The sequence below is a fragment of the Nostoc sp. NMS7 genome, assembly GCF_017115085.1.
Taxonomy (GTDB): Bacteria; Cyanobacteriota; Cyanobacteriia; order Cyanobacteriales; family Nostocaceae; genus Nostoc.
In genome coordinates this window covers 1-19639 of the sequence record NZ_JABXKJ010000184.1, presented here as the reverse complement: position 1 = coordinate 19639, position 19639 = coordinate 1, and the positions used below count along the sequence as shown (strand labels likewise).

Here is a 19639-nt window from a genome sequence, read left to right as displayed (position 1 = left end):
TGACCAATTACCCATAATTAATAATTATTACTTTTTTTGACCGAGTAACTTTTGGTCTGCATCTTGCATTTCTAAAAGTTCTGGAATAGTCACAAAGCGATAGCCTTGCTTTTTAAAGTTGCTAATAATTTCTGGTAAAGCTTGTATAGTTCTAGAACGGTTCCCCCCACCATCATGCATTAGCACAATCCCACCAGGTTTGGAATCTTTAATCACGTTATTAATCAACTTTGGTACAGCTGGCAGCTTGTAGTCTGTGGAGTCAGCTGACCAGATCACCACAGCATATTTTTGGCCTTTAGCATAAGCAACTAATCCATTGTGCAGTATACCACCAGGCGGTCGAAAGAGATTTGTTTTAACACCTGTAACTTGATAAATTAGGTCTGCTGTGCGATCTATTTCAAAAGCAGCGGCTTGTTGATTAAAAAAGTGATACCAGTGATGCCAAGTATGGTTGGCAATGACGTGACCTTGAACGACAATCTGCCTTCCTAACTCTGGATAATTTTTCAGGTTCTGTCCGATGACAAAAAACGTCCCTTTGATATTATTTGCTCTGAGAATATCTAGTACTTGCTCTGTGGTCTGAGGCCAAGGACCATCATCAAAGGTGAGAGCAATTACTTTCTTACCTTGAGTAAGTTTTGCAGCATTAATTATTACCCCTTGAGAGCTTGATGGTATAGGGTAGGATAGTCCCTTTACTTGTGCTTCTTGCTGCCAAATTGTAAGCATCGCCGCTTTTAATATCTGAATGCGTTGCTGAGTTCCTACGTTTGCAGCGACATCCTTGATATTTATACTTTGTCTATTCTGAGCCTCCGAAGTATTTGGCCTTAGAAGCGTCATGAAAGCAAGGCTAAAAACACCACCTAAGGCAAGTAGCGCAATTAATATTCCTTCTGGCCACAGAAACGACTTATTGTTTTCCACCTGATAGCTCCTTCAAAGATCGAACCATCAATCACGGTTATGACGGTACGTTATAGCACATTTTTTTAGATATTTAGATCCAGTTGCTTTCTGATAATCCTGAAAATTGGAATAGAAACTCACAATCGACAAGACAAACTATACGGCTTTACCTGAAATCTAGATGCTCTAGATTTCGACGAATGCTTAGACAATACTTGGTAGTGTTTAATGTCAACCCACTCATAAAAGGCCAGGTCTACGCTTCCAGATTCTTACCGCTAGCTCTAAGAAGGAACACAATCAGATAATTAACCACACCCCAAAATCCTCTTAATAGCAGTTTTAAATTAGTTACTGTCTTTCACTTCACCGCTAAGACAGCATTATCCTTTCAAGTTTTATAGCTTTGCAAATAAGATAAGCTAAACTGTCGAACCTACAATTGACATTTTTCGTGGACTGGAGTTTTTATAACAAGACTTTCTGACAGGAAAGTTGTATAATTTACAGCTTAGTGAATTATTTGATTAACATACAAAACTAGTTACAAGGGGCAGAGTATCTTTCAAGAAGGAGTCTAATAAACTATTAGTTTTATTCTTGATAAGATATATTTTACTACGTGCTGCCATTACTTTCTTTTTAAGAAAAAGTTAAATTGCCAACTAAGATAATGTTGCCTTATACTTTCTCTGAAATAGAAAGACGAAAATTTATTCAATATAGTTTCTCATTGCCAAGGGACACTTATTCGTTAATCCAGATACTTTTGAGCCATTTAGTAAAATAATTTTCTCGGCAGTTTAGTTCTATTTTTGATGCTGATACTTTAGCCTAAATTGCTAGTAGCTTTCTGTCTGTTAATGTTTTTCTCAATAATTAAGGAGATTTATATCATATTAATAGTACAATTTAATATGCGTTGTCACCGTGTAATTACGGAAGATAATCGCATATATATAGGCAAGTGGTGAAAATCGCAGCAATAGTATGGTATCTATTAAAGCACTAAATTCTACATTTCAATGTCATATTTTTTACTACTTACACTAAATTAAGCAAGAGTTATGTATTTAAAATTACCTTAAAATTGAGAAGAATTTTCTGTAATATCACTTAATAATATATATAAAAATGTATTTTATTCCAACTGAGCCTCTAGCAAGACTGGCCTCTGCCTTATTTCGGTAAAGTCAAGCAGATATTGTAAGACATTGGGTAAACTGTTTTGCCACTCAACGACCAATTTTCTGCTAAAAAAGCAAAATTGAAGATTATCTCATAACTGGCCTTATAATTGCAGCAATTAGAATTAAAATTTTTAATTATCTATCTAGGAATCCTCTCATTAGCTGATATTGCTTTAGACAAGTGATTGTTTATTTACAGTACTTTTGCTTATGTTTAGTAAATGGAATAACTGTATTATTTAATATCTGTATGAATTCGTACAGAAACCAGCTTGCCTATCAGTATACCTTTTGAGTCAAAATAATCAAGGTATTTGTCCCACTTCTGAAACTGGCTAGAAACTTTTATGATTCCTCACGAAAGTGATGCAAAAGAAGACCGTGCGTCCTTAAAAGTATGGCGTAGTTGGCAAGAAAATCTGATTTTAATTGCGATCGCCTTATGTTTAGCATTCCTGATTCGAACTTTTATCGCCGAACCCCGCTATATACCTTCTGACTCAATGTTACCCACCTTACATACAGGCGATCGCTTGGTAATTGAAAAAATCTCTTACCATTTTCACCCTCCCATAACTGGAGATATTATTGTGTTTCAGCCATCGGCAGAACTACAACGTCGAGGATATCCCAAAGACCAAGCCTTCATCAAGCGGGTTATTGGCAAGCCTGGTGAGGTAATTAGTGTTGCTCATGGCAAAGTCTACCTCAACGGTCAGCCCTTGGCAGAAGACTACATTGCTGAACCCCCAAATCAGCCATATCCACCAGTGAAAGTTCCAGAAGACAAATTTTTTGTCATGGGCGATAACCGCAACGATAGTAATGACTCTCGCTATTGGGGCTTTTTACCCAGAAAAAATATTATCGGTCGGGCAACGTTTCGCTTTTGGCCTCTTGATCGCATCGGGTTTATTTAAATAGTTTGCAGCAGAGACGCGATTAATCGCGTCTGTACAGGAGTTATAGAGACCTAACCCCCAACCCCTTCCCTACTAGCGTTGGGGAGTAAGATTCCATTCCTCTCTCCTTTTAGGAGAGAGGAATGGAAGTGAGGTCAAAGTGTATTGCACACAAACGAGAAGCCATACATACTAATTTAAAACCTTAAATAATACATCATCTGAGCGATCGCATCACCAGTTAACTCTAACCGCCGTTGGAAATCAGCCAGATTACGGTAAGTTCCGGCTGATTGCCGATTTTGAACCACTGCTTGCGCTAAGGACAAATCTATAAATGGAATTTGTGCTAACTTTTCAACTGTTGCTGTGTTCGGGTTGACTAAATTGGTAGGATTTTCTAGAGATTCGTGGTCATAGTAAATAAAATTCAGTAGAGGCTTTAATGGCTCTAGTCGCGGTGCTGGCATACTCAAAGCCGCAGCGATATCTTCAATACAGTAAAATTTAACACCCGATCGCGAAAGTTCCACAAGCGATCGCGCTTGATGAATTGACAAACCCGGTAGGCGTAACCAATCATCCACAGTCGCTTGATTAGCATCAATCCGAATACCTAATTTGGCGGCTATCTGAATTTCTTCCCCAGATTGGAGGCGATAGTAGGGATCGTTGAGGAGCTTGGCGCGGAGTTTTTGCAGCCTGGGGTTCAAAGGTAGCCAGTTATTCATGATTGTTGCTTACGAAATCTGGTCTAGCAATTGGCGGCGCTTTTGCTCAAATTCATACTCTGAGATTAGTCCATCCTGGCGCAGAGCATCTAATTCTCGCATTGCCTCAGCGATCGCTCCTACCTGATTACTCACCCTGAGTGAGTTTCTTGGCCCTGACTTCCCTAGATTAAAATTGCGATCGAAAGCTTCTTCGTCTTGGGTTAAATACCAAACTCCCTCAATGGCACTAGCTATCTTCGGGATAGGCGTCCAGAAAAGCAACAGATACAAAACACCCCACAACGGCTGTCCCAGATAGAATTTATGTAATCCAGAAATTGTCAGTGTGCCAGAAAAAGCTAAAACAGCGGCAACACTTCGGCTTTTACGCTTAGTCAACATATTTCTAACAGATATACCAATACTACAGTTTCTACAATAAGACAGCCAAAAGCCACAGAAACAATTCAAAACTCACTCATTCAAAATTTCAAATGTTCGCGTAGCCTCTCCTAGAGAAGAAAAGTAATTGTAGTAAACATCCTGGCTATATTGCGGAATTTTTAATTACTAGTGTCCATATAAATTCATTTTAGTCTTGCCTCTCAAATTCTTCGTGCTGGCGGCTGGACGGATGTGAATGGTTATTACACGGATTACCACTATTGGTGGTACACCTTTGCCAACCAAAGCTACGCCTGGATCGGTGCTTATCCTCTCTATAACTAAAGTTCAAGCCCAAACAAACCCTAAACGCTTTAGGTGTAAAGCAAATACAGTAAGTTTCACAGACCTATATTGAGTCGGTCTAGCGAGAGGAAGCGTTTTCAAGTCAAGTGTTGAAATTTCGGTAACAAACCGTACCAAAACCGAAGCTTCGTGACTAGATTACTCCCCTAGACTAAAATAAAAATAGAAGTAAAACTATTAAGCTACTGAGTCTGGGCGCTCAGTTTAATATAAGCAATATGGGATTCTTCGATTCTGAAATAATTCAGCAAGAAGCAAAACAGCTGTTTGAGGATTATCAAGCGCTGATTAAGCTTGGCAACGGCTACGGCAAATTTGACCGCGATGGCAAAAAGCTGTTTATCGAGCAAATGGAAGCCATGATGGATCGGTATCGCATCTTTATGAAGCGCTTCGAGCTATCAGAAGATTTCATGGCACAAATGACAGTAGAACAACTTAAAACACAATTAGGTCAGTTCGGTGTCACCCCGCAACAAATGTTTGATCAAATGCACCTCACTTTAGAACGGATGAAAGCCGAGCTAGAAAAACAGCCCTAGTCAACCAATTTTGGATTTTGGATTTGGGATTTTGGATTGGCAATTAATCCAAAATCTAAAATCTAAAATTATTGTGACTTGGGGCGAGAAAACTGCGAAGGGGGCTTGAAGTTTTCTACTGGTACGTTCTTAAGTGCCTTCTGCATAAAATCTTTCCAAATGGGAGCAACCAAAACACCACCTGTGGCATGATCAGCTAATTGTCTGTTGTCGTCTCTCCCTACCCAGACAGCAGTTGTTAACTGTGGCACAGTGCCAACAAACCAAATATCTTTTTCTGATGATGTTGTTCCCGTCTTCCCTGCGGCTGGACGACCGATCGCAGCACCTTTACCTGTACCATCAGAAATTACCGATCGCATCACATCGATAATTGCTGCCGAAGCCCAAGGATCGAGAACTAGCTGGGGTTTCGGGGTGTTATCTAGCAACACGTTACCACTACTATCGGTGACACGGGCAATTACAGTTGGTGGAGATTGCCAGCCATAATTTGCAAAGGTAGCATACGCACTAGCCATTTCCAGAGGGGTAACACCAATTGCCCCAAGTGGCAAAGAAGACACAGGCTCCATCGGACTCATAATCCCCAAGGTACGGCAGGTTTCTATGACTCTATTCATCCCCACAGCCTTACCAATCTTGATCACGGGAATGTTGCGTGATTGGGATATAGCTGTGCGGATTGACATCTCTCCCCTAAAAGTCGCATCATAATTTCTGGGAGAGTACCAACCGTTACCATCTCGATAGCTAACTGGGGCATCTAATACCGTTGAGTCGGCAGTATATTTACCAGTAGCAAAAGCAGTATAATATACAAACGGTTTAAAAGAAGATCCGGGCTGGCGTTGAGATTGAGTTGCACGATTGAATTCACTGGTCTTAGGATCTATACCACCCACCAGTGCTTTGATAAAATGTGTGCGCGGATCAATTGCCACCAAAGCCATTTGATTCTTAGATAATCCCTGCTCTAGTAGTGATTTATGCCACTTACTGACAGTTTCTTCTGCCATGACTTGGAAATCGGCATCAACTGTAGTTTGAACTCGCATCCCACCTTTGAGTAGTGTCTCACGCCCAAACTTCTTAGCTAACTCCTGCGCTACAGTATTGGTTACATAGGGTAGGGCACTACCTTGAAAGGATTTGATTCTACCAAGTTTGATTTCTTGCTTGAGGGCATTGTCATACTCTAACTGGGTAATCCAGTTTAATTCCAGCATCCGTCCCAGCACTTCTTTTTCTTTCTGTTTTGCCAGCTTCATGCTCACAAAGGGGCTGAATTCTTCTGGTGCTTGAATCAAACCCGCCATCATTGCTGACTCACCCAAGGTTAAATATTCTGCTGACTTATTAAAGTAACTGCGTGCCGCCGTTTGTACACCATAATTGTTATGACCCCAATAAACTTGATTGAGGTACATTTCTAAAATTTGGTCTTTATTGAGAATTTGTTCTAAGCGGATTGCCAGCACTGCCTCTGCTAACTTGCGGGTAAAAACACGCTTGCGAGATAAAAACAGGTTTTTTACCAATTGCATGGTGACAGTAGAGCCACCCTCTCGCACTCCATGTGCTGTCGCGTTAACTACTATAGCCCGCCCAACGCCGACGGGGTTAATACCGTGGTGATCGTAAAAGTGGTTATCTTCACTTGCCAATACCGCCCGTTTCAGATTCGGGGAAATTCTATCTAGCGGTACGACTTCGCGGTTGGCTTCTCCGTGGATACTCGTTAAAAGTTTACCCTTTACGTCATAGATATAAGTTGTTTCCGAGGGAAAGAAGTTACGTAGCTGTCTCACATCTGGCAAATTACGGAAACTAATTGCTAAACCAACCAGTCCTCCGGCTACAATGGAACTTGCCAGCATGGTGATTGAAAGCAGAGTACCGCCAGTTACCTGACCGACTCCTTTTATAAACTCAAAACCTGATGAAGCCCGACGTTGTGGCTGCTTATCTTCAAAAGTCCTAGACGACGACACGGCTATTACACTTCCTCACTTGTAAATTTAACTGTAATTGATTCGGCGAAGCAAGGCGGTTAATTTTTTGCAATTATAGTAGTTTGGCAGATGAGAAAGTGGATAAATTGCCAGTGAATATAACCAACTTAACTTCTAGTGTGCAAAACATCGCTAACAGTGAATTTTCTAGTATGACCCCAGATTTTGCTTGGCTGCGTCGTGGTGTAGTAGAAGTTTTCCCACAACCACTTGATGCTAACAGTGAAAGTCTAGAAAAGCGTTTGCTAACTACAAACCAACCTTTGAGGATCAAATTAGGGATTGACCCAACGGGTACTGATATTCATCTCGGTCATAGCATACCAGTACGGAAACTGCGATCGTTTCAAGATGCAGGTCATATAGCAGTTCTAATTATTGGAGATTTTACCGCACGTATTGGCGATCCGACTGGTAAATCTGAAGTGCGTCGTCAGCTTACAGAAGCAGATGTCGCTCAAAATGCTCAGACTTATCTTGATCAAGTACGTCCTATCTTGGATTTTGACACACCAGGAAGGTTAGAGGTGCGCTATAACTCCGAATGGCTATCTGGGCTAAACTTAGAGAAAATTTTGGAGTTACTCTCGACGATGACGGTGGGGCAGATGTTGGCGAAGGAAGGATTTGCCGATCGCTATAAAAAAGAGAATCCGATTTTTATCCATGAGTTCCTCTATCCGTTAATGCAAGGTTTTGATTCGGTTGCTGTTGAGGCAGATGTGGAATTAGGAGGGACTGATCAGAAATTTAACATTGCTGTGGGCAGAGATTTGCAGCGCCATTTTGGTCAAAAGCCCCAATTTGGAATGCTACTGCCGATTTTGATTGGCACAGATGGGGTGCAAAAAATGTCTAAGTCTTTAGATAATTATATTGGGTTGTCGGAACACCCAGGACAAAAGTACCAGAAGTTACAAGGAGTTCCCGATCATCTGCTGTCACAGTATTTTGAACTGTTGACGGATTTACCTTTGGATAAACTACCAGAAAATCCCCGCGATCGCCAAACACTCCTAGCATCGGAAGTTGTCAAACAGTACCACGGCGAAACCGCAGCCCAAGAAGCCAAAGAAGCAGCCCGAAGCGGCGGCAAGGAAGGTGCAGTTCCAGAATTTTCTCTTTCTTCTGGCGTGCAGCAGTTTCCGACTAAGTTAGCCTATATTCTCAATGCCACTGGCTTGTGCAAAAGTACGGGGGAAGGAAAGCGGAAAATTCAAGAGGGTGGAGTGCGCTTAGATGGCGATCGCATTACCGATGTTGATACGACTTTTACTGATCTTTGTGAGTTACAAGGTAAGGTTTTACAAGTTGGGAAAAATAAGTTTGTGCGTTTAGTGCCTTAAATGGGAAATGGGGAATCGCAAATGAACGCAGAACAACGAATTATTGTGCCTTTGGATGTGCCGGATGAACAAAGTGCGATCGCTCTTTTAGATCAACTTCCGCAAGTGGTTTGGTGGAAAGTCGGCTTAGAGTTGTTTACCAGCATTGGCCCGAAAATTCTAGAAGTGTTAAAGTCTCGGCAAAAGCGCATTTTCCTAGATTTAAAGTTTCACGACATCCCGAACACAGTCGCTGGTGCTTGTCGTAGTGCAGCTAGTTACGGGGTGGATTTATTGACAATTCACGCTGCATCTGGTAATGGGGCTCTGAAAGCTGCAACAGAGGCGGCACAGCAAGGCGCTGCCCAAGCGGGTGTAAAACCGCCTAAATTAATTGCGATTACTTTGTTAACCAGCATTTCTGCTAGGCAGTTGGCGTTTGATTTAAAGATTCCCCTAGAGTTACCAGAATACGCTCTAAAAATGGCATTGCTGGCTCAAGAAGCGGGATTAGATGGGGCAGTTTGTTCGCCTCAAGAAGTGGCACAACTACGGCAAACTTGTGGAGATGACTTTTTACTTGTTTGTCCGGGGGTTAGACCAAGTTGGGCAGAAAAAGGTGATCAAAAGCGATCGCTGACCCCAGCCCAAGCAATTATTGCTGGTGCAGATTATCTAGTGATTGGGCGTCCCATTACTACTGCTACTGAGCCTGAGTTAGCCTGGAAGAGGATTTCTGAGGAGTTAAGCACGGTGGCATGAAAGCAGGAGTTAGTCACAAGCACGGGGATAGGGGACAGGGTGTAGGGGAGAACAATTTTATCTCTTCGCTTAGGAAGAAAAATTATAGTTGGCTTTTAGCTTGTGGCTTCTGGGTTTTAGTATCAAATAGCCTTGCTTACCCAGCGTTCTCGACAAACTTCACCGCTAAACTTTCGGCGATCGCAGAAAAGGAAAATGTCAACGGTGGGGCGAGGTCTTTGTGTTCGGAGCAAAATTTAGAAATATTAACTATACAGCTACTGCAAGATTTACCTAGTTATACCAATCGCGTCAGTCAACGCGCCCGCCGCCTCAGTAGAAGCAGTGATGTTTACAGTTATATACTAGTGGCAGGAAGACCTGAGTTTACTCCTCTGCCCCTTAATCTTGAAGAATATAGTGCAGATGCGTCTAAAAGTGCTGCATCGGCAATTGAGCAAGTTTTCTTTACTACCTTGGAACGGCAGTACATCGGAAAAAAAGCCGTAGAATTGCAGGAATTCCACTGGCTGTTGTTGACTAAAACTAAAAGTGGTTGGCAACTAGTGATGATGTTTTCTCAAGTTGGTTCCCATTCAACACCCCAGCCACTATCCCCGCCACGCGATAGTAGTAACGGTACCGTTGCCCAAGGGGTTAAAACTTGGTTACGCGATTGTCAAGCAGGAAGCGTACGTCAAAAAAACCTAATTCCAAATCTTCGTAAATTAGGAGAATATTAAATTATGTCTAAAATACTCACTCAAATTATCTACAAACAAGATTATCACTTGTGGTTAGAAACTACGTTGAAACAATTGCAAGAAAGAGATTTAGAGCATATTGATTGGGATCATTTGATTGAGGAGATTGAAAGATTAGGTAACGAACAGAAACACAAGCTCGAAAGTTATCTCCTGCAACTTCTCAAACATCTGCTGTTGTATCAACATTGGAGTCTTCCTGAATGTAAAAATCATGGGGAAGTGGAAATTGATAATTCCCGGGTGGAACTCAGGAAATTAACCAAATCTAAAAACCTCTACAACTATCTGCTCACAGTGCTTGAAGAAGTTTACATTGATGCGCTACGATAAGCAAAAAAGAAAAGTGGATTAAATTGTTTTCCGCAAACTTGTCCTGATAACATTGAGAAAATTTTAGATGTGGATTATTTACCACCATTTATTTATTGATCAGCTGATGTGCAGCTAAATTGTATAATACGAAAACGTAAAATTATTGTAGTGTGGGCATCTTGCCCGCATCGCATATACAAATATAAATACGCAACAGCTTAAAGTCCATAACTAAGAAAAGTTTTGATGAATAATCTCAACCTAATTCATAATTATTAATTCATAATTCATAATTAAAATCAGTTAAGGCTAAAAACTAAAACTGGTGTAGGTTGGGTTTAGGAAGGTAGCAAGATCCCCACGGTAAACCAACATTATCAACCATTTGTTGGGTTTCGCTATTGCTCAACCCAACCTACTATTTTTCACAAAGCCAAGCGTATGGCTGTATCAGTATGATTTAGCCTATGTCTTTGGGAAGATTTTCAAGAAATATAGCTGATAAACAGCTAAAAAAAGTAGAGATTATTTAAAAACGAAGGCTGGCTTTAATTTAAGCGTTGTAACTCCCGTTTTTTGGCGATAACATGAGGATAAGTTTATTTCAAGCTTCTTAAACCGCGTTTAGCGTCAGTTTTTTTATGGACATTCAGTTAATCAACATCGGCTTTGGTAACATCGTGTCTGCCAACCGAGTAGTTGCCATTGTCAGTCCAGAGTCTGCCCCGATTAAGCGGATTATTACCGATGCACGGGACAGAGGTCAACTGATTGATGCAACTTACGGTCGTCGGACTAGAGCTGTAATTATCACCGATTCCAGCCACGTAATTCTGTCGGCGATTCAGCCAGAAACAGTAGCGAATCGCTTTGTGATTTCCCGCGATCATCAAACTGTAGATAATTGACTAACAGTCGATTAACAATTCCACTTCTATTTGCACCCTATCGGCAGTACTATGTGAATTAAAGGAGTTTTCTGTCACCCTTGCTACAAATTCTTTAGCCATTAGTGGACTAGGCCAGGAACACAAGACTAATGAATAATATTTATTGATTGATTCACAGGTTGAAGGGATAATGCCAGTTTTACCTATCCAGAGTGGTGCTACTACCGAAGAATGCTTACATTTAGGCAGGTTAATTGTTTTAACTGGCCCCAGTGGGGTTGGTAAAGGCACTCTAATGCGATCGCTCCTACAACGTCATCCAGAACTATATTATTCCGTATCCGTGACAACTCGTTCTCCTCGTCCAGGGGAAATCGATGGGAAAAATTATTACTTTATTAGCCGCAGCAAGTTTGAACAATTACTTGCAGAAGGGGAATTTTTAGAATGGGCAGAATTTGCTGGTAATTATTACGGCACTCCCCGTGAAGCTGTGCTTAACCAAATTAATTCCGGTAAGTTGGTAGTGCTGGAAATTGAACTAGAAGGGGCAAGACAAATTCGTGCTTCCTTCCCCAGTGTCCTCAGCATTTTTATTTTACCGCCTTCCTTTGATGAATTGGAAAAACGGATATGCGATCGCGGCCAAGACTCTGAAGAAGCGATCGCCCGTCGTCTACTCCGCGCCCAAGAAGAAATTCAAGCCGCCGATGAATTTGATATTCAAATCGTTAATGACGATTTTGAAACTGCCTTAAATGATATTGAAGCGGTTTTGTTTAAATAAGTTAGGAGTTAAGAGTTAAGAGTTATAGCGCTTTTCAATTGAGTCTAGTACAGACCTAACAATAACAGCCCCTTCCGTACTAGCGTTGGGGAGTCAGATTCAAAGCCTCTCTCCTAAAAGGAGAGAGGAATGGAAGTGAGGTCAGAGTATGTTGCATATAAACGAAAAGCGCTATATGAATTTCAACTCTTAACTTCTAACTCCTAGTAATTAACCAAATAGACCTTGAATTGATGCCAAATTGCTAGTCAAAAAGTAAGCGACTACTGCACCACCAATACCACCAATCAAAAAAGAACTGGCGAAATTGTTCCAGCTTTCTTTAGAGTTAAAAGCATCTGCCGGAAGATTGGGTACGGTAACACTAGGAAGTGCTTTGGGAGGATTGCTACTCGCATACAGAGATAAACCAGCAGTGAGAAAAACAACCAAGCCTATAGCTGCCAGTAATCCAGCTAAGTTAGCATTAGCTGTGTCCCGCAGTGGGCCTAATTTGGCAAAGGGGCCAAATATCCAGTAACCGTGAGCCATGCCTATTTCTAGCGCACGTCTAGCAGGAGAAAGACCTGGGCGATAGGCAGGTAAGTTATTAATGTACCACTTGCTCAAGGGAGAAGCATTAATCGGGGTTTCTAGGTTTCCTATTTGTGGATCGCGGAATGCGGGAAAAACAACTTCCCGATTTCTAGGATCGCTAGGAAGATTCTTTGATGCATCTACTGCTTGTGCCATATTTTATGTTTGCCTCTAAATTTAAAATGGTGGCATTTTTATATTAATAATAATTGAGGATAAAGATGTCTTTTGTCTAGGAAGTTTAGAAAAATTAATTTAGCTAGTTTTCAAGCTCTGAAACTCGCGATCTGTAAACAGAATCACGAGTTTCAAAAAACTATTTTTGCCGCCTATTTTGGTGATAATTCTGCCTAATTAAGCTGAATAGATCAATTACACAATATTAGGCAAAAAGCAAGACATTCAACAGCAATTTTAGATTTTGGGTCGCATCTTTGGTGCGCTTTTAGCGCAACTTGGATTTTGGATTAAAATAATTATTTCGGTTCATGTCCGATCCCTAGTGGGCAATGTCAATCCAAAATTGCAGATCTAAAATCCAAAATTGGTTGGCACTTATGGCAGTGGGTGGAAAAGTAGGTCGGGGAAAAAGAGGTTGAATTCAATCAAAATAAATGCTGTGATCGACAGCCAGATGGTAGCTGCCACAGGCGCTGTGGAAAGGAATTTAATCAAATAGGCTGATTGATCGCCTTTGTCTGCCATGAATTTAGTCTCCAAAACAAATGAATTAGTTGAGCTAATTTAGCGGGGGGAAATGGGAATTTCTGAATCCTTGGCTGTTAATTTTCCAGAGAGAAGTTCTTGGACTGCTGCTACTGGCCAAGTAAAACCTGACAGCATGATCGGTAGTGCCAAACCTAGATCGATTTGGATTTCTTTTAGTTCAGTGTCAGATTCCTTTTTGATCGCTTGCAGATAGGCACGACCTACCCAACCAATCCAACCAGCAATATATAAAAACAGAATGCTAGGGATCAGAAAGTCACCAGCATGATCTAGACGACTATCAACAATCAAGTGGGGATAACCCTCAGGACCACACAGCGCCTGAGAATAACGCTCAAACCGCTTTCTCCCTGATTCGGGGTCACCAGTGGTATTACGGGCATTAGCTGCTAGCTCTTGAAAAGCGGGATTGTCCTTGCACGGTGTCAAATTAGCCCCTAAAGCTTTTGCTGGGGAGGCAAAATTGAACCAAAGACAAATCGCTAAAATCAAAGCAAACAATCGTCGCATAGAGTTGTTTCCTTTTATTACAAAACAAAAAGTTCTTTGTACAAAACGAAGCGGCTTGTACAGTTCGTTTATTTGCATAACTAGGAAGTCATCATACTCTTGGCTGGGAACAGAGTAAAGTTTAAGTAAATAAAAGTTAAAGTTTCTCAACCAAAATAAAGCGCTGAGTCCTGTTAGCGGGGCGTTTAGCCCGTGCCGAATATCAGAATTGTTGTAGTAGGGTAGTAAAGAAGTAAGATTTTCTCTTTACTATTCAGGACTCGAGACTCAGCACTAATTATTCCCAATGGCAACCGTTTTAGCAATAGAAACAAGCTGTGATGAAACTGCCGTCGCAATTGTTAACAATCGTAAAGTTTACAGCAGTATCGTCGCCTCGCAAATTCCAGTCCATCAGCAGTATGGTGGGGTAGTACCAGAAGTAGCCTCTCGCCAGCATTTGGAAACGATCAATCATGCGATCGCTCAAGCCTTAGAGCAAGCCCAACTAGACTGGGGAAAAATTGACGCAATTGCCGCAACTTGCGCCCCTGGACTCGTAGGAGCGCTGTTGGTGGGGTTAACTGCTGCCAAAACTCTGGCAATGGTACATAACAAGCCATTTTTGGGAGTTCATCACCTCGAAGGTCACATTTACGCAACTTACCTGAGCGAATCAACTTTAAATCCCCCTTTCCTTAGCTTACTAGTTTCAGGCGGACATACAAGCTTGATTTATGTCAAAGATTGTGGTAATTACGAAACTCTGGGACAAACTCGTGATGATGCTGCAGGTGAAGCCTTTGATAAAGTGGCGCGATTATTAAAGCTGGGTTATCCGGGTGGCCCAATGATTGACAAGTTGGCACAAGTGGGCAATCCTCAAGCCTTTGCTCTACCAGAAGGAAAAGTTTCTCTACCGGGCGGGGGGTTTCATCGTTATGATACGAGTTTTAGTGGGTTAAAAACGGCTGTATTACGTTTAGTGCAGCAGTTAGAGAAAGATGGTGGACAAGTACCAGTGGCAGATGTAGCAGCTAGCTTTCAGGAAACCGTAGCGCGATCGCTGACCAAAAGAGCGATCGCCTGTGCCTTAGACTATGGTCTAGACACAATTGCTATTGGTGGCGGTGTAGCAGCTAATAGCGGGTTGAGAAAAAACCTCCAAGCTGCCGCCATTGAACATAACCTACGCGTCCTATTCCCCCCTCTGAAATTCTGTACTGATAACGCCGCCATGATCGGCTGTGCCGCCTCTGAACATCTATCTTGTGGTCATACATCCCCCATGACACTCGGCGTTGAGTCGAGGTTAGCGCTTACCCAGGTGATGAAGTTGTATCAAGCTGTTGAGTAGTCATTTGTTGTTTGTCATTTGTCATTTGTAACCCAATACGCTTGGGCTTAACTCTTTGTCAAAGTTAATTTTTTTTACGTAGACGCGGAGCGGCTTGCCGCAGGCTACCGCCAAGGACGCATTCGCGTAGCGTCTCGTAGAGAAGAACGCAAAGGAAGAGAAGAAAAAAATGCTTAACTGAACTGTATTGAGTTGTAATACCAATTTAATATGAAGCTGCATATAATAGAGAAAACAAACTCGATAAATTTCCTAGAGTTAAATTTAACTGCTGAACAGATTTTTCAAGCTGGAAGTCAGCCAACTCCGAAGGAAGATAAAAAACAAGATACTTTTTAAATCCTTAATTTCTAACGTAGACTTACTATAAGCAACTCGTAGCGATCGCTTTTCTCCCAGTTACTGCAAGATAGACTCAAATTCTTCCCAGCTGACATGTTGAATAGACACTGTACTACCAGGTTCTAGCTGCATCTGGCTAACAGGTTTAAAAACAGGTGATACAGCAGTCATAAGCAATTCCAAATAATAGAACTCTTCAATCACCAAAGCGTAGATTAACTTTAGCCTAACCTAAAAAATAGAGTAAATTTTTAGAATACTTAAGTCCCAGCCCCAATTTCAAGCCCCCATATTCCGAAACTCTTTTTATCTACGTACCAGCATTTGATAAGTTAGTACATAATCTGAAACAATAGCAGTTAATACAAAGAGGGGATTACATTGAGTCACAATCCAGATGCCATAGCCCCCCACGGTGGACAGTTGGTTAACCGGATCGCCACACCAGAACAAAGAGCAGAGTTTCTCTCAAAAGCTGACTTTTTGCCGCGAGTGCAACTTGACGATCGCGCCGTTTCTGATGTAGAAATGATTGCGATCGGTGCTTTTAGTCCACTCACGGGTTTTATGAACCAGGAAGACTACGATCGCACTGTTACAGAAATGCGACTAGCTAACGGTCTTGTGTGGTCAATTCCGATTACACTATCGGTCAGCGAAGAAGTAGCTTCCCCCTTGCAGTCAGGCAGCTTAATCCGTTTGGATAACTCCAAAGGTGAATTTATCGGAGTTTTGCAACTGACGCAAAAATATCACTACGACAAAACCCGCGAAGCAATAAAGGTTTACCGCACTGATGATGTCAATCATCCCGGCGTGCAGGTACTCTATAACCAAGGTAATGTACATCTGGCGGGTGATATTTGGCTGTTACAACGCCAACCTCATCCCCAGTTTCCCACTTATCAAATAGATCCAGCTGCCTCACGAGAGTTGTTTAGAGACAAGGGTTGGAAAACTATCGTCGGCTTTCAAACTCGCAACCCCATCCACCGCGCCCATGAATATATTCAAAAGTGCGCTTTAGAAATCGTTGATGGTCTATTTTTGCACCCATTAGTCGGGGCGACAAAAGAAGATGATATTGCCGCCGACGTGCGGATGCGCTGCTATGAAATTTTGCTGGAACACTACTACCCTTTAGACAGGGTGACTTTGGCAATAAATCCAGCCGCAATGCGTTATGCTGGCCCTCGTGAGGCAATATTCCATGCTTTAGTTCGCAAAAACTACGGCTGTACTCACTTTATCGTCGGACGGGATCATGCTGGCGTCGGTGACTATTACGGTACTTATGATGCTCAGTATATCTTTGAAGAGTTTGCGCCAAGTGAATTGGGCATTGTGCCGATGAAATTTGAACACGCTTTTTACTGCATGCGTACTAAGCAAATGGCAACATCTAAAACTAGTCCCAGCAGGCCAGAAGAACGCATTCACCTATCGGGGACAAAAGTTAGAGAAATGCTGCGACGCGGTGAATTACCTCCACCAGAATTTTCCCGTCCAGAGGTGGCGGCAGAATTGGCGCGGGCAATGCGGATACAAGTACCTGTCTAGGGCATTGGGCACTTGTACTGAGCGAACGCGAACAGCGTCTCGTAGAGAAGTGGTTGGTGCAGCCTCTCGTAGAGAAGTATTGGGCATTGGGCATTGAAGTTCCGAGGTGGATGAATCCAGTTCCAAGGTGGATGAATCAGTCTCTAATTTTCCTTGTCCCTACTCCCTACTCCCCACTCCCCACACTTTGATCAAGCAAACACCATCTGTAACTTTACATTACAGAGTTCAGCCCTGTAAGCTTCTAACTGATAGCTGAGAGCTGATAGCTAATTATGAAACGGCGCACGTTTTTACAGAGAATTGGCTCAATACTCGCGGTATTGGGGGTAACTGAAGCTGAGTGGTTGACTTTGGGAAATCACTATTATCAAGCTTTAGCACAACCCAATCCGCGCAAGTTGGCATTGCTAATAGGTATTAACCAATACCCAAAAATTCCAGCCCTCAGTGGTTGTCTCACCGATGTGGAACTGCAAAGAGAACTTTTGATTCATCGCTTTGGCTTCCAAGGGTCAGATATCCTAACCTTAACTGAGGAAGAAGCTAGCAGGGAATTCATTGAGGCGGCTTTTTCGGATCATTTGAGTAAGCAAGCTAAACCCGGTGATCTAGTTGTCTTCCACTTTAGCGGCTATGGCAGTCGTGTAAAATTGGAAACATCGCCAGATACAATGCCAAATGCTCTGGTGCCAGCTAATGTAAGAAAAAAACCACAAGATGAGAAAATAGTCAACTATATATTAGAAGAAACTCTACTGCTATTATTGCGATCGCTCCCCACACACCAGGTAACAGCAGTATTGGATACTAGCTATTATGCTCCTAGTACAGTCTTAGGATTAAAAACTCGCGCCCTTGAAGAGTTAGTAGAAGCAAAGCTAGCAGTAGATGAACTCGACTTGCTCAAACAACTTAAAACTCAAAACTTACCCAGCACTCCTGTTGTCTTAACAGCTACCTCAAATCCAAAGCAGTCGGCGAGAGAAGGACTCTTTTCTGGTTTTAGTGCCGGGTTATTTACCTACGCCTTAACGCAGTATTTGTGGGAATTTACTCCAGCCACCACAATTCAAGTCGCCCTCTCTCAGGTGGAAAATTCTCTATCCAAATTGGGTAGTAAACAGCAACCAGCCTTATTAAGTAATCAGAAAAATCAACATATAACGTCTCTAGTGCCAGACAATCTCATTGGTACAGAAGGCGCGGTGAATGCTATTGAAGACGACGGCAAAACAGTCCATCTGTGGTTGGCAGGATTACCTCCACAAGTGCTGCTATACTACGGAGTGAATTCTCGATTGACCTTAGCAACAGGAGAAGAGTTAATATTGCGATCGCGCACTGGGTTAACAGCAAAAGCGCAAATTTCCAAAATTGATCGTACAACTCCTCTGCAAGTCGGTGAACTTGTCCAAGAAGCAGTCCGAGTTTTACCCCGGAATATTAATTTAACAATTGCTTTGGATACTGGATTAGAAAGAATTGAGCGGGTAGACGCTATCAGTGCCTTTGCTGCATTTTCGCATGTGTCCACCGTAGTAGTAGGGGAAAAACCAGCTGATTATCTATTTGCCAAGCTACAGCAAACGCCTAGTCGTTATGGTCTATTTTCTCTTGGTGGCGAGCTAATTCCCAATAGCACCGGAGAAGTAGGAGAAGCAGTAAAATTAACAGTGCAGAGGTTAGCGCCGAAATTATCAAGCTTGCTAGCGGCCAAGTTATGGCGACTTACAGAAAATCAAGGTTCTTCCCGCTTGCCTCTCAAGGTAACCTTAGAAATAATTACTGAAAGATTGCCGAGTGTCGTCATGCAGCGCGAAACAGTGCGAACTTTCAAAACTGAAACTTCGATTAAAAAATCACTCTCCACTGCGATTGTGCCTATGGGTAGTCGAATGCAATATCGAGTAGAAAACCAGAGCGATCGCCCAGTATATTTAATCTTGCTAGGATTAAACAATAATCATACAGCAATTGCCTTCTACTCTTGGGAAACCCCTCAAGAACCAAACACTGCGGACACTAAGCCCCTCCTCAAACAAGTCGTCATCCCTCCAGGCGAAACCCTCACCCTACCTCAAACTAATACTGCTTCCGAATGGGTGATTTCAGGGCTAGCTTTATTTTACGAACAACAACTGATTCTTAGTACTGCCCCTTTTAGCGAAACTCTCGCCGCTTTGAACACTGAAAAGTATTCCACAGCCGAACAAAGTCCGATTAGCCCATTGTTGAATTCCTTAGACGTTGCCCAAACCTTGCTACAAGACTTACATAACGCCAGCACCCTCAAAACAGGGATGAATGGCACAGCAGCCGACTCATATATCTTAGATGTGAATAATTGGGCAAGTTTTAGCTTTAGTTTTCAAGTAGTGTAAATATAGAATTTAGTAGCTGACTATTGGCAGACTTTGAGATATTTTCAATATCTGCGATCGCCTGTTTAGTTTACTGTGTAATAATATTAGCCAAAATCCTATTTAAGTAATTTAATTTTTTTTTATTGGATGTTTTTAGCATCTCACATTAATTAGATTCTAGTAAAGTATTTTATACCATCGAAATACTGTTTATTATAAATTTAATTGTATTTCTATTGATGATCAACAGTGTTTTACTTGAGTGCTTTCTTCATAAATGATACAAATACGTTGGTAGGGGCACAGCAATGCTCATTGGTGTCAACTTAAGTTAAAAGATGTAATCTAGGAGCATTGAAGCAGATGTT

The 19639-nt window shown here is 41.9% G+C and carries 18 protein-coding genes; 11 read left to right on the top strand and 7 right to left on the bottom strand.

The features are described 5' to 3' along the window. Positions 1-27: 27 nt before the first annotated feature. Positions 28-936: a polysaccharide deacetylase family protein gene (locus HWQ38_RS20205; protein WP_292796934.1), complete on the bottom strand. Its 909-nt coding sequence runs from the start codon at positions 934-936 to the stop codon at positions 28-30. Between the two features lie 1519 nt (positions 937-2455). On the opposite strand from HWQ38_RS20205, the gene lepB reads away from it, so the two are divergent. Then, positions 2456-3028, top strand: a complete 573-nt coding sequence (gene lepB, locus HWQ38_RS20200) for a signal peptidase I (RefSeq protein WP_292796931.1) — start codon at positions 2456-2458, stop codon at positions 3026-3028. Positions 3029-3207: 179 nt separating this feature from the next. Here lepB and HWQ38_RS20195 read toward each other — a convergent pair whose 3' ends face one another. Then, positions 3208-3741 (bottom strand): ComEA family DNA-binding protein, encoded by a 534-nt coding sequence (locus tag HWQ38_RS20195; protein ID WP_292796929.1) that lies wholly within the window; start codon positions 3739-3741, stop codon positions 3208-3210. Positions 3742-3750: 9 nt separating this feature from the next. Next, entirely contained in the window at positions 3751-4125 is a 375-nt protein-coding gene (locus tag HWQ38_RS20190) for an NINE protein (protein ID WP_292796927.1), read from the bottom strand. A 566-nt stretch (positions 4126-4691) separates the two neighbouring features. Here HWQ38_RS20190 and HWQ38_RS20185 point away from each other — a divergent pair. Continuing rightward, positions 4692-5015 carry a DUF1825 family protein gene (locus tag HWQ38_RS20185; protein ID WP_292796925.1) on the top strand — a complete coding sequence of 108 codons (324 nt, stop codon included), beginning with the start codon at positions 4692-4694 and terminating at the stop codon, positions 5013-5015. A gap of 68 nt (positions 5016-5083) precedes the next feature. Here HWQ38_RS20185 and HWQ38_RS20180 read toward each other — a convergent pair whose 3' ends face one another. Beyond that, positions 5084-7009, bottom strand: coding sequence for a transglycosylase domain-containing protein (locus HWQ38_RS20180; RefSeq protein ID WP_292796923.1), 1926 nt, complete (start codon positions 7007-7009; stop codon positions 5084-5086). A 173-nt stretch (positions 7010-7182) separates the two neighbouring features. Here HWQ38_RS20180 and tyrS point away from each other — a divergent pair, with 173 nt between their 5' ends. The 6 genes from tyrS (at position 7183) to gmk (ending at position 11852) form a co-directional block, all read left to right on the top strand. Continuing rightward, positions 7183-8376: a tyrosine--tRNA ligase gene (gene tyrS, locus HWQ38_RS20175; RefSeq protein ID WP_292796980.1), complete on the top strand. Its 1194-nt coding sequence runs from the start codon at positions 7183-7185 to the stop codon at positions 8374-8376. Positions 8377-8397: 21 nt separating this feature from the next. Continuing rightward, positions 8398-9117: an orotidine-5'-phosphate decarboxylase gene (gene pyrF, locus HWQ38_RS20170; protein ID WP_292796921.1), complete on the top strand. Its 720-nt coding sequence runs from the start codon at positions 8398-8400 to the stop codon at positions 9115-9117. Then, positions 9114-9839: a hypothetical protein gene (locus HWQ38_RS20165; RefSeq protein ID WP_292796919.1), complete on the top strand. Its 726-nt coding sequence runs from the start codon at positions 9114-9116 to the stop codon at positions 9837-9839. The genes pyrF and HWQ38_RS20165 overlap by 4 nt, the downstream gene beginning before the upstream one ends. 3 nt (positions 9840-9842) lie before the next feature. After that, complete coding sequence (locus tag HWQ38_RS20160) at positions 9843-10193, top strand: DUF29 domain-containing protein (RefSeq protein WP_292796917.1); 351 nt, start codon at positions 9843-9845, stop codon at positions 10191-10193. 623 nt (positions 10194-10816) lie between these two features. After that, on the top strand, positions 10817-11083 hold the full coding sequence (gene remA, locus HWQ38_RS20155) for an extracellular matrix/biofilm regulator RemA (protein WP_073639751.1): 267 nt from the start codon (positions 10817-10819) through the stop codon (positions 11081-11083). 172 nt (positions 11084-11255) lie between these two features. Beyond that, positions 11256-11852, top strand: coding sequence for a guanylate kinase (gmk, locus tag HWQ38_RS20150; RefSeq protein WP_292796978.1), 597 nt, complete (start codon positions 11256-11258; stop codon positions 11850-11852). A gap of 210 nt (positions 11853-12062) precedes the next feature. Here the strand turns inward: gmk and HWQ38_RS20145 are convergent, their stop codons facing one another. The 3 genes from HWQ38_RS20145 to HWQ38_RS20135 form a co-directional block, all read right to left on the bottom strand. Next, a complete protein-coding gene (locus HWQ38_RS20145; protein WP_292796915.1) occupies positions 12063-12584 on the bottom strand; it encodes a photosystem I reaction center protein subunit XI in 522 nt (173 codons plus the stop codon). Positions 12585-12983: 399 nt separating this feature from the next. Next, positions 12984-13133, bottom strand: coding sequence for a photosystem I reaction center subunit IX (psaJ, locus tag HWQ38_RS20140; protein WP_292796913.1), 150 nt, complete (start codon positions 13131-13133; stop codon positions 12984-12986). Positions 13134-13172: 39 nt separating this feature from the next. Next, positions 13173-13667, bottom strand: coding sequence for a Photosystem I reaction center subunit III (locus tag HWQ38_RS20135; protein ID WP_292796910.1), 495 nt, complete (start codon positions 13665-13667; stop codon positions 13173-13175). Positions 13668-13953: 286 nt separating this feature from the next. On the opposite strand from HWQ38_RS20135, the gene tsaD reads away from it, so the two are divergent. The 3 genes from tsaD (at position 13954) to HWQ38_RS20120 (ending at position 19289) form a co-directional block, all read left to right on the top strand. Further along, entirely contained in the window at positions 13954-15003 is a 1050-nt protein-coding gene (tsaD, locus tag HWQ38_RS20130; RefSeq protein WP_292796908.1) for a tRNA (adenosine(37)-N6)-threonylcarbamoyltransferase complex transferase subunit TsaD, read from the top strand. Positions 15004-15726: 723 nt separating this feature from the next. Continuing rightward, the gene (sat, locus tag HWQ38_RS20125) at positions 15727-16905 is read left to right on the top strand and encodes a sulfate adenylyltransferase (protein ID WP_292796906.1); all 1179 of its coding nucleotides are present in this window, start codon (positions 15727-15729) and stop codon (positions 16903-16905) included. Positions 16906-17180: 275 nt separating this feature from the next. After that, positions 17181-19289, top strand: coding sequence for a caspase family protein (locus tag HWQ38_RS20120; protein ID WP_292796905.1), 2109 nt, complete (start codon positions 17181-17183; stop codon positions 19287-19289). The last annotated feature ends 350 nt before the right edge of the window (positions 19290-19639 follow it).